Annotated in this window: 13 protein-coding genes; 12 read left to right on the forward strand and 1 reads right to left on the reverse strand. The window is 50.1% G+C overall.

Features of this window, described 5'->3' with window-relative positions; all coding sequences use genetic code 11:
- Positions 1 to 41 precede the first annotated feature (41 nt).
- From moeB to J7619_RS04550, 7 genes are all read left to right on the forward strand, one after another.
- On the forward strand, positions 42 to 1,079 hold the full coding sequence (gene moeB, locus J7619_RS04520) for a HesA/MoeB/ThiF family protein (RefSeq protein ID WP_291194673.1): 1,038 nt from the start codon (positions 42 to 44) through the stop codon (positions 1,077 to 1,079).
- Between the two features lie 6 nt (positions 1,080 to 1,085).
- On the forward strand, positions 1,086 to 1,892 hold the full coding sequence (locus J7619_RS04525) for a helix-turn-helix transcriptional regulator (RefSeq protein ID WP_291194676.1): 807 nt from the start codon (positions 1,086 to 1,088) through the stop codon (positions 1,890 to 1,892).
- Positions 1,893 to 1,964: 72 nt separating this feature from the next.
- The gene (locus tag J7619_RS04530; protein ID WP_291194679.1) at positions 1,965 to 2,906 is read left to right on the forward strand and encodes a nitrilase family protein; all 942 of its coding nucleotides are present in this window, start codon (positions 1,965 to 1,967) and stop codon (positions 2,904 to 2,906) included.
- Between the two features lie 102 nt (positions 2,907 to 3,008).
- A complete protein-coding gene (locus J7619_RS04535) occupies positions 3,009 to 4,148 on the forward strand; it encodes an ATP-binding protein (RefSeq protein ID WP_291194682.1) in 1,140 nt (379 codons plus the stop codon).
- 114 nt (positions 4,149 to 4,262) lie between these two features.
- On the forward strand, positions 4,263 to 5,144 hold the full coding sequence (locus tag J7619_RS04540; protein WP_291194685.1) for a sulfite exporter TauE/SafE family protein: 882 nt from the start codon (positions 4,263 to 4,265) through the stop codon (positions 5,142 to 5,144).
- A 64-nt stretch (positions 5,145 to 5,208) separates the two neighbouring features.
- Entirely contained in the window at positions 5,209 to 5,676 is a 468-nt protein-coding gene (locus J7619_RS04545; RefSeq protein WP_291194687.1) for an NADH-quinone oxidoreductase subunit A, read from the forward strand.
- A 234-nt stretch (positions 5,677 to 5,910) separates the two neighbouring features.
- On the forward strand, positions 5,911 to 6,246 hold the full coding sequence (locus J7619_RS04550; protein ID WP_291194690.1) for a helix-turn-helix domain-containing protein: 336 nt from the start codon (positions 5,911 to 5,913) through the stop codon (positions 6,244 to 6,246).
- 1 nt (position 6,247) lies between these two features.
- Here J7619_RS04550 and J7619_RS04555 read toward each other — a convergent pair whose 3' ends face one another.
- A complete protein-coding gene (locus J7619_RS04555) occupies positions 6,248 to 6,991 on the reverse strand; it encodes a hypothetical protein (RefSeq protein ID WP_291194693.1) in 744 nt (247 codons plus the stop codon).
- Between the two features lie 130 nt (positions 6,992 to 7,121).
- Between J7619_RS04555 and nuoB the strand changes: the two genes are divergently transcribed.
- The 5 genes from nuoB (at position 7,122) to carB (ending at position 14,931) form a co-directional block, all read left to right on the forward strand.
- A complete protein-coding gene (nuoB, locus tag J7619_RS04560; protein WP_291194696.1) occupies positions 7,122 to 7,652 on the forward strand; it encodes an NADH-quinone oxidoreductase subunit NuoB in 531 nt (176 codons plus the stop codon).
- Positions 7,653 to 7,660: 8 nt separating this feature from the next.
- A complete protein-coding gene (locus J7619_RS04565; protein ID WP_291194699.1) occupies positions 7,661 to 8,203 on the forward strand; it encodes an NADH-quinone oxidoreductase subunit C in 543 nt (180 codons plus the stop codon).
- Between the two features lie 97 nt (positions 8,204 to 8,300).
- Positions 8,301 to 9,980, forward strand: coding sequence for a hypothetical protein (locus tag J7619_RS04570; protein ID WP_291194702.1), 1,680 nt, complete (start codon positions 8,301 to 8,303; stop codon positions 9,978 to 9,980).
- A 62-nt stretch (positions 9,981 to 10,042) separates the two neighbouring features.
- Positions 10,043 to 11,878 carry a hypothetical protein gene (locus J7619_RS04575; RefSeq protein WP_291194705.1) on the forward strand — a complete coding sequence of 612 codons (1,836 nt, stop codon included), beginning with the start codon at positions 10,043 to 10,045 and terminating at the stop codon, positions 11,876 to 11,878.
- A gap of 209 nt (positions 11,879 to 12,087) precedes the next feature.
- Positions 12,088 to 14,931 carry a carbamoyl-phosphate synthase large subunit gene (gene carB / locus J7619_RS04580; protein ID WP_291194708.1) on the forward strand — a complete coding sequence of 948 codons (2,844 nt, stop codon included), beginning with the start codon at positions 12,088 to 12,090 and terminating at the stop codon, positions 14,929 to 14,931.
- Positions 14,932 to 14,992 lie beyond the last annotated feature (61 nt).

The raw sequence follows: 14,992 nt of genomic DNA on the forward strand, positions 1-14,992 counted from the left end.
CCCATTCTCCCATTCACTCATTGACTCATTGACTCATTAACATGACACCCATCGAACGCAAACGATACGCCAGGCAGATTATCATGCCGGAAATGGGCCTGGCGGGCCAGGAAAAACTACGCGCGGGCAAAGTGGCTGTCGTGGGTGCGGGCGGGCTCGGCTGCCCGATCCTGCAATACCTGGTGGCTGCGGGTGTGGGCGAGATCGGTATTATCGATGACGATACCGTGGACCTTACCAACCTGCACCGGCAGATTCTGTACTCGGCCGATGATGTAGGAAAAAATAAAGCCATTACGGCGGTGGAAAAACTTTCAGTGCTCAATCCGTTTGTAAAACTGACTGCCTACCCCGACCGCCTCAATGCCGAAAACGCGGCAGATTTGCTTCACGGCTACGATCTGATTATCGACGGTTCCGACAATTTCGAAACACGTTACCTTGTCAACAACTTTTGTGTGGAACTGAATAAACCCTTTGTATTCGGCTCCATCCTGCGCTTCGAGGGACAGATTTCGGTGTTCAACTACCAGGGAGGGCCTACCTACCGGTGCCTTTTCCCCGACGCCGAGGAAGGTGATAATTGCGCGGAAGCGGGTGTAATGGGCGTTCTGCCCGGCATTATCGGCACATACATGGCCAATGAGGCTATCAAGGTTATTACCGGGATCGGCGAGCCGCTATCGGGCAAACTATTGGTTATCAATACACTTTCCAATACTCAATCCGTCTTCACGTTTTCAAGATCGGCTGCGGCGCCCGTTAAATCTTCGGAAATTGCAGCCAAACAACCCGTCGAAGGTACAAGGGAAATGTCCTACGACGAATTCGAGGCATTGCGGGAAGCAGATCCCGAACAGGTTTTGCTTGTGGACGTGCGCGAATATTATGAATTTGAGGCGGATAACTTCGGTGGCGAGAACATTCCGCTCTCCGAAATCCCCGAAAGTATCGAGGCGTTTCCCTTGGGAAAAAAGATTGTTTTTTATTGTAATAGCGGTAAACGAAGCTTACAGGCCGCGAAACTGCTGACGCAAAGTGGTTACGAAGGTCAGAGTTTCTGGGCACAGCACTGGTAATCGAATATGCAGGTCAAACCGACACCCCTCCTTTCCGGCATTGTGCGGCATTTTCTCGTGATAGAAAGTGACACGCAATCGGCCATGCGGATTTTTTCGGATGGCAATACGGGGGTGGTATTCAACTACGGCGACCCGCTTTTTTGCCAAACTGAAATGCATTCGGCCCCTGCGCGCCTTCCTGCCAACTTCCTGTATGGCCAACTCGATGCGTACAGGAACGTTTGGGTGCAGGGGAAAATCCGGCTGCTCATCGCGGTCCTCCATCCATTCGGAGCGGCCGCATTGTTTAAAACGCCGGCGTCGGAACTAAGAAACCAGATTATCGGCTGCCAGAATTGTTTCAGAACGAATATTGAATGGTTAGGCGATCAAATTGCTTCCCTACCTTCCATTCATGACAAAGTCCGGGCGGCAGAACGTTTTTTACTAACCCGATTGCAGAACCCGGCATACGACAACACACTGGTAACCAAGGCAATTGATATTATCCATGTTCAAAATGGCCTGGTTTCCGTCGCACAGCTGACTGCGCTGACCGGAGCCGCAGAGCGCCAGCTTCAACGCAAGTTTGAAGAACAAATCGGCATTTCACCGAAACGCTACGCAGGCATCACCCGCATGCAATATGCACTGAGAATGTTGCGGAGAAAGTCTGGCCATTTATCACTGGCCGGCATCGCCTGCGAATCGGGCTTCTTCGACCAGGCACATCTTATCCGCGAGATGAAGAATCTGTCGGGACTCACACCCGGGCAATATCTTGGTCCGCAAAACGTCCTCGCTGCCAATCTGATCCGGCTCGCTCATTAGTTTTGACCACTTGTCGGGTTTGTACAATACATATGCATTGCCCGCATTTACTTTTGGGTAAAAAAGTCAGCTATGAAACCGATCAAAATCGCAACAGCCCAGTTTGAAAACAAAAGCGGTGACAAGAATTACAATCTCGGCATAATCCGCCAGCTTGCCGGGGAAGCGTCGAAAGCAGGCGCGCAGGTTATCGCATTCCACGAATGCTCTGTTACCGGCTACACGTTTGCTCGAAATTTATCACGGGAACAACTCCTCGAAATCGCCGAACCTATTCCCGGTGGCCCGAGCATTCACGCATTGCAGGACATTGCGACTGAGCATAACATCATAATCCTGGCCGGCCTGTTCGAGAAAGATGCGAATGAGAAAATGTACAAGGCCTATGTTTGTGTGGATCGAAACGGCCTCGTTGCCAGCTACCGCAAACTCCACCCGTTCATCAATCCGAACCTTACCCCTGGTGATCAATATGTGACTTTCGATTTGTTAGGCTGGAAATGCAGCATACTGATTTGCTACGACAACAACATCATTGAGAATGTAAGGGCGACAAAGCTACTGGGCGCCGACATCATTTTCATGCCGCACGTAACGATGTGTACGCCTTCCACGCGTCCGGGCGCAGGTTTTGTCGATCCCTCCCTCTGGCATAACCGCGAGGTCGATCCTACCTCCCTCCGACAAGAATTCGACGGGCTGAAAGGGCGTGCCTGGCTCATGAAATGGCTTCCTGCCCGCGCCTATGACAATGCCGTTTACGCCATATTCTCCAATCCCATCGGGATGGATGAAGACCAGCTAAAAAACGGATGCTCTATGATCCTCGACCCATTCGGCGACATCATCGCCGAGTGCCGCAAGCTCGATAACGATTTCACCATCGCCACGCTCACCCCTGAAAAACTCCGGCAAGCCGGAGGCCACCGCTACATACAGGCCCGCAGACCGGAATTGTACCGGGAGATTATCGGACAAGGACACGTTTCGGAACAACGGGTAATTTGGCTGTAAAACTTGGATTGCCCGCCAATTCAATGAATTTAGCTAAATTGATTGAGTAAATTCAACGAATTTAGCTAAATTTGTTCAGCGAACGCAATCAATTTAGCTAAAATGGACTTCCCAAGACATATTCTCTCACAGATAGTCGATAAAACCGCTTCGAACAAAGTGCTTATCGTTTATGGAGCACGTCGTGTCGGAAAGACGCACTTAATGAGGGCCGTCGAAGAACAATTTGCCGGCAAGTCACTATTTCTAAATGCGGAAGACCTTGATACAATCGCCCTACTGTCGGACAGACGAGTCGCAGCATTTCGTCGCTGGATCACGGATATCGACCTCCTCATCATTGACGAAGCACAGGTCGTGCCTGAAATAGGCAAATCGCTGAAATTGCTCATCGACTCGTTTCCCAAATTGACTATCCTGGCAAGCGGCTCATCGGCATTTGAGTTATCGAATAAAACCGGGGAACCTCTGGTAGGGCGCCAGGTTCGATTTCAGCTTTTTCCTATCGCCCAAATGGAGCTGTCGAAAGAAGAGAACTATCTCGTAACAAAACAACAATTGGAAACCCGGCTTATTTATGGCAGTTATCCGGAGGTTTTGAAAAGCGAAGCTGCTGACGCCAAAACGGACTACCTGAAAGAGCTGGTCAGTGCTTATCTGCTGAAAGATATTTTAATGTTTGAGCAGGTCCGCTACTCGCATAAAATGTTACAATTGCTGCAATTGGTTGCTTTTCAAATCGGGCAGGAGGTTTCGTATGATGAGCTTTCCAAAGCACTTCAAATCGACCGAAACACGGTTGAACGTTATCTGGATCTGTTCTCGAAAGTATTCATCATCACACGCATTGGCGGATACAGTAAAAATCTTCGCAAGGAAGTAACAAAGTCATCCAAATGGTATTTTCTCGATAACGGGATACGAAATGCATTGATCAACAACTTCCTTCCCATGAACCAGCGCACAGATACCGGCGCATTATGGGAAAATTACTTAGTTGCGGAAAGGCTTAAATACAATTCCTATACCCGAAAAACGCCCCTCACCCACTTTTGGCGCACATATGACCAACAGGAACTCGATTGGCTCGAAATCGCCGACGAGCAGTTAAGCGCCTATGAATTTAAATGGAAAGACACCAGGGTTAAGTTTCCAAAGGCATTTCGGGAAGCATATCCTGACGCCGCCATGCATTGGGTCAATCAGGGAAACTTCATGGATTTTGTGACAGGCGAAATATAAATCAGCCTTACCGCGGGACACTTTAAGTAAAATTTAATAATCTATCAATTACGTAGATTAAATAGTTTTGCTATTTTTGTAACTCTATATTCCAAAATTCTAAAATTCACGGTAATGCTTGCCAAAGTGCTCTCGCTCAAATTGCCCTCGTCACCGACATGGTATATCGTTCCGGCTGCGGCTATCCTTCTGTTATTGGGCCTTCTTGTGACGAATGGCGTCATTGCGATCAACACAGACGAGGTGACCGGCTTTCTGACGGGCGATTTTGCGTTGTATGTACTGGTAGGTTTGGCCGCCCAGCTTGTAGACGGCGCGTTGGGAATGGCCTACGGCGTTACTTCCAATTCGTTTTTGCTGAGCCTTGGGGTTACGCCCGCAGTGAGCAGCGCCAGCGTGCATTTTGCCGAAATGTTCACCACCGGCGCATCGGCCATTTCCCATTTCCGTTTTAAGAATATCAATAAGAAGCTTTTCAAAAGCCTGCTGATACCTGGCGTGTTAGGCTCGATTACAGGTGCATACCTGCTATCGGACGTCATCGATGGCAATGCAATCAAACCATTCATTGCATTTTACATGCTGATACTGGGCGTGATCATCATCCGCAAAGCACTGCAAAAGACTTTTGTTAAAAATAAGACCAAACGTATCAGCGTTCTCGCAGCGACGGGCGGTTTCCTGGATTCCATCGGAGGCGGTGGCTGGGGACCAATCGTAACTTCCACCTTGCTCGGGCAAGGCCGCGACCCGCGCTACACCATCGGGTCCGTGAATGCCGCTGAATTTGCCATCGCATTCGCGAGCGGTATTACTTTTATGCTTTTTACGGGAGTTGACAGCTGGAAAGTCGTACTGGGGCTGATCGTCGGCGGAGTAATGGCAGCCCCGTTCGGCGCGATGCTGGTGGGTAAGATCAAACGCAAACCGCTGATGCTGCTCGTAGGCGTACTGGTAATCGGCCTGAGCATCCGGACCATTCTGCTTAGCATTTAATAATCCACTCATTCACGATATACGGCGCATTTTGCCTAGTTTTGCACAAAACAGGCACATTACCATGCTCACCGATTTCGGTTATATCCTGCTCTTCATTATCGCCGCGCTGATATTGCTCGGCGTTATGCTTACCATCGCGAAGTTCCTCCGCCCGCATAATCCCAACGAAGAGAAGCTGGCCACCTACGAGTCCGGTGAGGAGCCGCTGGGCAATGCCAACATCCAGTTCAACGTACGGTTCTACGTCGTTGCATTAATTTTCGTGTTGTTTGAAGTGGAGTTGCTGTTTCTTTTCCCCTGGGCGGTCGTGTTCGGAAGTGAAGAGCTTATCGCGCAAACGAACGGCCAATGGGGCTGGTTCGCGATGGCTGAAATGACCGTTTTCATCGGCATCCTTATCTTCGGTCTCGCCTATGCCTGGGCAAAAGGCTATCTCGATTGGGTACTTCCCAAGCCCCAGATCCCGGAAGTCAAATCACCTGTTCCGGCTGATTTGTATGCAAAGGTGAATGAACGATATAAAAAGTAGCCTTGCTGTTCCGCATTTCGCTTCAAATCGCCACGAACTTCCTTGGCTGGCACAGAAGTTTCGGAGTTGTTCAAAGCGGCTATTTTTCACTGATCTTAGATATATAACTTTCTGACAAACAACCCCATAAATTATCCAAAGGAGCGGTTGTTTTATCGAATTATATTGACAGTTACTTAAAAAATACCGATTTTTCGGGCTTGTTATCTATTCTGTCATCATCAACAAAATACTATGGAGGCTTTTACAAGAAACTTACGCGCCCGGCGTGAACGAAAAGGATTTTCCATCGCCCACATGGCATCATCGCTCCAAATCAGTGAAGAGCAGTACAATGATCTGGAAAATGGGCACGTAACTCCTTCTGTCGACACCCTTAAACAACTCTCTGAAGTCCTTAACAGCACCGTACCGGAGTTGATCACCGACCGTCCCGTACAGCAAATAGTTCAGGACATTCCGCTCAGGCAGTTTTCTCCTGAATCACTGAGCGACATAGACAAGGATACCTATATTAAAATCCTCGAAAACCAACTACGTACGCTGCTCGCTGAAAAAAAGAGCTCGTGACTTAGTGCATTCCGCCCCATTTTTTCATGTGCGGGCGGGGGAAGAACACCAGTCCCAATTGCACGTAAAGCTGGTTCACCTTTAAGCGGGACAGATCGTCAACGGTCACGTTGTCGCCTTTCCATTTCCGTCTTCCGAGAATGGGCTGATGGTAGGTCAGTTTACCGCTCAGGTATACCTTTTCGTGAATTTTGGGCAGGAAATCCATTTTGTAATCCACACCGATGCCGCCGTGCAGATTGATATTGGCCGTGTACAGCTTCACTGCCTGGTAAGCCGAGGGGTTGTTCAGCAATTGCTGGGCAGATACGGATGCATTGCTCTTGATATTCAGCCTGTACAGCATGAAATCGGCACCTAATGGTATCGTCACATTCCAACGCGCATTATTCACGAGTTTCGGTCCGCCGTCGGTGCCAATCCCAAATCCATTCAGGTATGCCTTGCGCGTATCGCGGTCGGAGGCGTAGTTGGTGCTGTTCATGACGATAATCCTGGCCTCGGAGAACCATCGCTCCGATTCGGTGCGACGCGCGAGTACGAGATTACCCATAAAAGATGTGAACGGTTTTACCTGCAGACGTGACAGCTGGTCGCGCAGGGTTTTGTTGTTCGGAAGCATACCCAGCTCTACGTATACAGCCATCCCGCTCTTGAATATCCTGGCGGTAGAATCCGACTGGGCCAACGCCGCGCCCATACAAAAGGCCGAAAACAGGAAACTGATGAGTAATTTTCGTTTCATATAGTTGTTGGTTTGTGTTTGTTTTGTAACGCCGCCTGAAACGGTTTCTTGCCAAATATGGTTAGTTTTGCAGACGGATAATCTATTTTAAAGCAATATCCGTACCAAAATCCGGCATCTTCAAATATTCATGAGCGAACGAATCAAAACCGGCGACGGCGGTATTATCCTGACCAATGCGGAAGACCTGATGAACTGGGCCCGACTGTCGTCGTTATGGCCTATGGGCTTCGGTTTGGCTTGCTGTGCGATTGAGATGATGGCTACCTACGCGGCCAACTACGACCTCGAACGTTTCGGTATAATGCCGCGACCTTCGCCCAGGCAGTCGGACGTGATGATCGTGGCCGGGACAGTTACTTTCAAAATGGCCGACCGCATCCGCCGGTTGTACGAACAAATGCCGGAGCCGCGCTACGTGATCTCGATGGGCAGCTGCTCCAATTGTGGAGGCCCCTACTGGGAGCATGGATACCATGTCGTGAAAGGTGTCGACCGCATTATTCCCGTGGATGTATATGTTCCCGGATGCCCACCCCGGCCCGAGGCGCTGATCGGAGGTTTTATGAAATTGCAGGAAAAAATCCGCGGCAAGCAGGAAGTCGCACCCGGTCTGTTTCTTGAAATGGAAGCCGCAGAAGCGAAAGCCGTTTTATCCTAATCCCATCTATGACTTTTCAGGAAATCACCGATATCATCGCCGGCCAGTTCCCGGAATACGCCATTACGGCTGAAACCAAAAACCCGCAACCCGCGCTGGCCGTCCCCGCGCAAGGAATCGCTGCCGTGTGTCGCTTTTTACACGAAGACGAGCGCTTGTATTTCGATTATCTGGCCTGCATTACGGCCATCGATAACGGTGCCGCTGCCGATACCATGGAGCTTATTTACAACCTCACGTCCATTCCCTACGGTCTGGATCTGATCCTTAGAACCGTTTTCCCGAGAAATACGGTTGGGGCTTCTCTGCCCTCCGTGCCAACCGTGAGCCACATCTGGCGTACCGCCGACTGGCATGAGCGTGAGGCTTTCGACCTGATGGGCATTACATTCGAGGGGCATCCCGACCTCCGGCGGATCCTGCTTCCGGAAGACTGGGAAGGCCATCCGCTTCGCAAGGACTATGATGCACAGGAAAGATACCACGGCATTTACGTCCGGTATGAAGATGGTAAGCAACCGGAACCGTCCACTAATCCGGACAGGGCTTAGTATATGTTTTTCGTGCATTCGGGCAAATAATCACGCATATTTGGTAGCATGAAAAAGCCTCGTTATTTTTCGTTACCAAATTTTAATGATCACCCGCATGCGCTTCATCATACTGACGGCCCTCTTTCTCGGCTTTTTGCATTCAGCATTCGCAGTTACCGACTCTCTTATTATCAAGGGCCGGATCAGCAACCTCAACGGTCGGCTTTATCGCCAGGCCCCATTCATTACTTTTTCACGAAATAACATCCTGCAACCGCAATCGGAGCTAAGCAAGCAGGCCGATTTGCAAGCTGACGGTACTTTTCGTGTATCCCTTCCCATGCTTTTCCCGCAGGAAGAAATTTATATGGATTACGGTGGAAAGGCATTCACTACCTTTCTCGGATCGCCTGGGACCGTCGAAATTACTTTCAACGGCGACTCCATTGGCAGGGCTAAAAAGCTCTTTTATTTCGCCGGCGCCAATGCGGACGCCAACAATCAATATCCTTCATACCTGGCAGCAGAAAACCAGCGGCTGAACAGCAGCAGGACATTAGGCACCGATTTTTTCAAATTATTCTGGGATAAAAGTCCGTCGGATGCCCGCTTTATCGCCGAAAGCCGTGGCGAATTGCGGCTTGGATCGGTCAAGGCAGCTACACAGAACACGGTAGCCTCGCCTGTTTTATATAATTGGGTCAAATCGGTTACGGACGAGGAGCAGTTGCAGATTCTGTATGAACACGCGTTGAGTAATCAGTACCAGGTTAGCAAGGCATTGCTCGACAGCCTGAAACGCCTGGATAGGGCACCGCTGACCGGACAGCGGGTAATATGGGCCAACCGGTTCGGCAACTACGCCGACCAGTTGGTGGAAGGGAAAAAATTCGATAATCCCAGCAGGACCAACTCCCTGCCCGTAAAGCTGATGGCAGCGCTGATCCGGGACAATTCTAAAAACCTTTCTGCCGACGACCGCCAGCACCTGAACCAGATTGCGGCGAACGGCCTGGCCGAAAAAGGCGAACTCGATTTTATGAACAAGCTTTTTGCCCGCAATGAAATGGTCCTGAACCTGCTATTCAATTACGAACGCGAAAGCCGTATTTACGGAGACTTGTTTGATAGCACGGCTACCGAGTTCCTTAAAGTGCGCTACCTGGCCAAAAACCTTTACAAATACACCTACCCGCAACAATTGCTGCTCAACAACCATATTAAATCGCGAACAGGTATTCCGCAGTTCAAACAATCGCTCGACGAGATCGTCCAGCTCGAAGTGAAGGACAGCGCGGATATCCGGAAACTGGCGGATTTCAAAAATGTAAGGACAGCTCCGGTCGAGGCATTGCCCGGCTACTACCTCAGTGCTTCGAACGACCGCGGCACTTCCTGGTTCAACGGCATTGTGGATGGCCTGAAGGGAAAAACCATCTACCTCGTCAAATGGAATATCGAGGATGCCAAGAGCCGCGAGGAACTGGATTTCATACCGGCACTGCAAGCCCGGCTACCGGAAGATATCGTTTTTCTGTTTGTCCATTTTTCAACCGAGAATTACACGGTTTCGGATGCATTGCTGCGCCAGTACATCGTACGGCACAGGTTAAAAGGCATTCACATGTCGATAGACGATAACCAGGCTATGGACCTGCTCTTCCGCCTTAACCCGCTGGACTTTGCAACATTTTCCATTATCCGGCCCAATGGTAAGTTTGCCACTAAAAATGCCCCGGCACCAAGCGAAACGGAAAAGACGGCCAAGGCGCTGATCGAGGTCAACGGCCAGTAGTTTTATACCTCGCATTGGTGCGTTTGCGTTAAGAAACAGTTGATTTGGAACCCGGATAGCCCATGTGCAAATATTTGCTGTTGTTTCTGATGCTTTCCTTCTGCGCGTCGGCACAAAACCCCGACAGCCTGGAAGTGCACAGCCGCGACAGCATCCGGTATACCAACCTCAAAGCCCGGATGTCCAAAACCAAGTTTTCACGGGCAGTTTACCGGCTACTGTTCAGGGACGTTTACAACCAGGGAAAAGTCACCGAGGTCAAGGAGATCGAAACCAACCCGTTTACGCCCTACGAGGGTATGGTGATCCGGAAAATATACATCCGCCAGCTGAACATCCTGGGCGAGTCAGTTTACGACACCACCCGGAAAGGTAACCAGCTCGAAAGGTTTTTAAGTAAAAGTGTTCATACCAACACGCGGGAAGGTATTATCCGAAAATCATTCCTGTTGTTTTCGGAAGGCGACGATATTCAGGCGCATGTTCTGAAAGACACGGAACGTCTTTTGCGTTCGAACCGGATGTTCGTCGATGCGCGTATCATTGTCATTCCCCGAAAGGATGTTACCTGGATGGCCGATATCATCGTACTCCTTCAGGATGCATGGTCGCTTAATTTCTCGGGGAGTTTCAGTTCCTTCAATAAATTCGGTCTGGGGCTTGAAAACATCAACGTGCGCGGGACCACGCATTCCCAGCGAACGGCCATTCGTTGGGATTCCAGGGATTCCGTGCGAAAGTTTCAGTTCCGCGCCATTTATACGGTCCCTTATATTGGTAAAACCTTCATTACCGCCCAGGCCAGCCTGATCTTCGAGCGTGATCTTAAAGAGCAATCCATCCGTTTTAACCGCCGGTTTATCACGACCGAGACGAAATATGCCGGTGCTTTGGAAGTGGGGCATTACAACACAAGACAAATCAAGCGGGAATTGCAATCGAAAGACTCGCTAACCCTCCTGTTGACCGACTACAAATACTACGATTTCTGGATCGGGCGGGCATTCAAATTCCCTTTCGCGGACAGCAAGCTAGCGCAGAACTCCCGGATCGTGACGGCATTCAGGCATAACAAATACAATTACGACGAACGCCCGGAGGTAGCACCGAACCTGAACAAGAATTACTGGAACCGTACGGCAACGCTCATCAGCCTGGGATTTTCCAACCGGAACTACAAACGCGACGTTTTGATCTACGGGTTCGGACGGACGGAGGACGTGCCGGTGGGTAGCCTGTTCGCGCTCACGATCGGACGCGAGAACACCGAATTTGGTGCGCGCGGCTACGGCGGCCTTCAATTTGCGACGGGCAAATACCTCCCCCACAATCTCGGGTATTTCTATGGTCTGGCCAATTTGGGTACCTATTCCAAAAAAGGCGTGGCGCAGCAAGGGGTTATCAATGGGGAAGTTACTTATATCAGCAATCTGATCCCTTTCCGGTACAGCTTTTTCCGGCAGTTTGTTAACATCCGGTTTGCGAAGGGCATTAACAGGGACCCGCTGGATTACCTCAATATCAGCGGCGACCGCGGCATCAGGGGTATCAACAACGACCGGCTGATCGGGACCAAGAAACTGACCATCGGAACCGAGACCGTATTCTTCTCCGACAAGAGCCTTTTAGGTTTTCGTATTGCCTATTTTGTATTTGCGGATATAGGCCTCGTCAATGGCGTGCCGCATCTTTGGAAGAGCCCGCTGTACCAGGGTTACGGACTGGGTTTGCGGCTCCGGAATGAAAACCTTACCTTCAATACCCTGCAAGTACGCTTCGGATATTACGTCAATATCCCCGAACTTTCTTCTCCTACCCGTTTCGCAGCTTCGGGCAACGTTCCCCTGCGCCTGCGCGACTTCGACATCTCCGCCCCCGCCATCGCGCCCTTTCAGTAGCACACAAATGTATTTTACAACTACTTGACTCACTGACTATTAATGACCCGTTTTTAAAATTTTACAGTTATTTCAACCCACAACCTGTCCTTTTTCGGATATGAGAATTAACTTTGTGGAATTTTTGGACGTACCCCTGCTCAAAATCGTCAGGCAACTGCCAAAAGTTGTTCAAGTATTTCCTTCATTTCTACAAATTACCATTTACTGTGCCCAAAAATACGAGTATCAAATCCGTTCTGATTATCGGTTCAGGCCCCATCGTCATCGGTCAGGCTTGCGAGTTTGACTATTCTGGCTCCCAGGCAGCCCGTTCACTACGCGAAGAGGGGATTGAGGTAGTTCTGATCAACTCCAATCCTGCAACCATCATGACTGACCCTATCAGTGCAGATCATGTGTACCTGTTGCCACTCGAAAAGAAGTACATCGTTGAGATTCTGGAAAAACACAAGGCGATGGGCAAGCCCATCGACGCGGTACTTCCTACTATGGGAGGCCAAACGGCGCTGAACCTGGCGATCGATTGCGATAAGGCGGGTATCTGGAAAAAGTATGAGGTGGATATTATCGGAGTGGATATCAAGGCGATCGAGACAACCGAGGATCGCGAGAAATTCCGTCTGAAAATGCTCGAACTGGGCGTAAACGTGTGCCAGGGCCGCACAGCCCGCTCTTTCCTCGAAGGAAAAGAGATCGCACAGGAAATCGGCTTCCCGCTGGTAATCCGTCCTTCATTTACCCTTGGCGGTACAGGAGGTGGGTTTGTGGAGAAAGAAGAGGATTTCGACAAAGCGCTTAACTACGGCTTGCACGCATCGCCTGTACACGAGGTATTGGTGGAGCAAAGTGTAATGGGCTGGAAAGAATACGAGCTCGAATTGCTCCGCGACAGCAAGGGTAACTTCATCATCATCTGTTCGATCGAGAACTTCGATCCGATGGGTGTACACACCGGCGACAGCATCACGGTAGCACCGGCGATGACGCTTCCTGATACATTGTACCAGCAAATGCGCGACCTGTCGATCAAAATGATGAACGGTATCGGCAAGTTTGCGGGTGGCTGTAACGTACAGTTCTCGGTGAACCCTGCCGACGACAAAATCATCGCGATCGAAATCAACCCGCGCGTGTCGCGTTCATCGGCGCTGGCTTCCAAAGCGACTGGTTACCCCATCGCAAAAATCGCTGCGAAAATGGCGATCGGTTACGACCTCGACGAGCTCATCAACCCGATCACCGGCAGCACTTCCGCATTCTTCGAACCTTCGATCGACTATGTGATCGTGAAAGTTCCGCGCTGGAACTTCGATAAATTCAAAGGTGCTGATCGTTCCCTGGGTCTTCAAATGAAATCCGTAGGTGAAGCGATGGGTATCGGACGTAACTTCCAGGAAGCATTGCAAAAAGCTTGTCAGTCGCTGGAAATCCGCCGCAATGGCCTGGGTGCCGATGGACGCGAACTCCGCGACCAGGAAGCGATCAAACACAGCCTGCAACATCCTAGCTGGGACCGTCTGTTCCACATTTACGATGCATTCAAAATAGGTCTGTCGTTTAAAACGATCCAGAACCTGACCAAAATAGACGCGTGGTTCCTGCGTCAGATCGAAGAGCTGATCGAGCTGGAACACGAAATCGAGAAATATGACCTGGAAGACCTGCCGAAAGAACTTCTTTTGACAGCGAAACAGAAAGGTTACGCCGACCGCCAGATCGCGCATTTGCTCGGCACGAAGGAAAGCAAGGTTTACGATCGCCGGAAATCACTGGGTATCAAGCGTGTGTACAAATGCGTTGACACCTGTGCGGCCGAGTTCGAAGCTAAAACACCTTACTACTACTCTACTTTCAACACCTCGCAGGAATTCCCCGACAACGAGTCGATCGTCAGCGATCGCAAGAAAGTAATGGTATTGGGTTCAGGACCTAACCGTATCGGCCAGGGTATCGAGTTCGACTACTCTTGTGTACACGGTGTATTAGCGGCCAAAGAGGCAGGTTACGAAACCATCATGGTGAACTGTAACCCTGAAACTGTTTCTACCGACCCGGATATTTCCGACAAACTGTACTTCGAGCCCGTTTTCTGGGAGCATGTTTTCGATATTATCGAGCACGAAAAACCTGAGGGCGTGATCGTTCAGCTCGGTGGCCAGACGGCCCTTAAAATGGCTGAGAAACTGGAAAAATACGGTGTAAAAATCATCGGTACCGATTTCCACTCGCTCGACTGGGCCGAAGACCGCGGACGGTTCTCGTCATTGCTCGAAGAGCTGGGCATTCCTTATCCGAAATTCGGCACGGTAAGAACTTCCGACGCTGCGGTGGAACTTTCACGCACGCTGGGCTTCCCGTTGCTGGTTCGTCCAAGCTACGTTTTGGGTGGACAGAGCATGAAGATCGTGATCAACGAGAAGGAAATGGAACAACATGTAGTGAAAATCCTGCAAGACATTCCGGACAACAATATCCTCCTCGACCACTTCCTCGAAGGTGCATTGGAAGCAGAAGCTGACGCAATCTGCGACGGCGAGGACGCTTACATCATCGGTGTCATGGAGCACATTGAGCCGGCTGGTATCCACTCCGGTGACTCACATGCAGCATTGCCTCCATTCGACCTCACAGCGGACGAAATCCGCCAGATCGAAGAGCACACCCGCAAAATTGCATTGGCAATGAACGTGAAAGGATTGATCAACGTACAATTCGCGGTAAAAGACGGCGTCGTGTACGTGATCGAAGCCAACCCGCGTGCCTCGCGTACGGTACCGTTCATATGCAAGGCTTACCAGGAACCTTACGTGAACTACGCTACCAAGCTGATGCTGGGCGACAAGAAGGTGAAAGATTTCAATTTCAAACCGGTGAAAAACGGCTGGGCGATCAAAATCCCTGTGTTCTCTTTCAACAAATTCCCGAATGTGAACAAGGAGCTCGGCCCTGAAATGAAATCGACGGGAGAAGCGATCTACTTCATCAAGGATTTGGAAGATGAGTTCTTTCAGAGAATTTATGGCGAAAGGAATCTTTACCTGAGCCGGTAAGATAGCAATTAGCAATACGCAAAGCCTCGGAGAAATCCGGGGCTTTTTGCGTTTGCCCTCA

It is taken from the genome of Dyadobacter sp. (genome assembly GCF_017744695.1).
In the GTDB taxonomy this organism is placed as follows: Bacteria; Bacteroidota; Bacteroidia; order Cytophagales; family Spirosomataceae; genus Dyadobacter.

Bases quoted from the DNA above. Each gene is read 5' to 3' on its own strand.
- J7619_RS04565 (WP_291194699.1), top strand. From the start codon at position 7,661: ATGACTTTTCAGGAAATCACCGATATCATCGCCGGCCAGTTCCCGGAA.
- nuoB (WP_291194696.1), top strand. From the start codon at position 7,122: ATGAGCGAACGAATCAAAACCGGCGACGGCGGTATTATCCTGACCAAT.
- J7619_RS04555 (WP_291194693.1), bottom strand. From the start codon at position 6,991: ATGAAACGAAAATTACTCATCAGTTTCCTGTTTTCGGCCTTTTGTATG.
- J7619_RS04550 (WP_291194690.1), top strand. From the start codon at position 5,911: ATGGAGGCTTTTACAAGAAACTTACGCGCCCGGCGTGAACGAAAAGGA.
- J7619_RS04545 (WP_291194687.1), top strand. From the start codon at position 5,209: ATGCTCACCGATTTCGGTTATATCCTGCTCTTCATTATCGCCGCGCTG.
- J7619_RS04570 (WP_291194702.1), top strand. From the start codon at position 8,301: ATGCGCTTCATCATACTGACGGCCCTCTTTCTCGGCTTTTTGCATTCA.
- J7619_RS04540 (WP_291194685.1), top strand. From the start codon at position 4,263: ATGCTTGCCAAAGTGCTCTCGCTCAAATTGCCCTCGTCACCGACATGG.
- moeB (WP_291194673.1), top strand. From the start codon at position 42: ATGACACCCATCGAACGCAAACGATACGCCAGGCAGATTATCATGCCG.
- J7619_RS04530 (WP_291194679.1), top strand. From the start codon at position 1,965: ATGAAACCGATCAAAATCGCAACAGCCCAGTTTGAAAACAAAAGCGGT.
- J7619_RS04535 (WP_291194682.1), top strand. From the start codon at position 3,009: ATGGACTTCCCAAGACATATTCTCTCACAGATAGTCGATAAAACCGCT.
- J7619_RS04575 (WP_291194705.1), top strand. From the start codon at position 10,043: ATGTGCAAATATTTGCTGTTGTTTCTGATGCTTTCCTTCTGCGCGTCG.
- J7619_RS04525 (WP_291194676.1), top strand. From the start codon at position 1,086: ATGCAGGTCAAACCGACACCCCTCCTTTCCGGCATTGTGCGGCATTTT.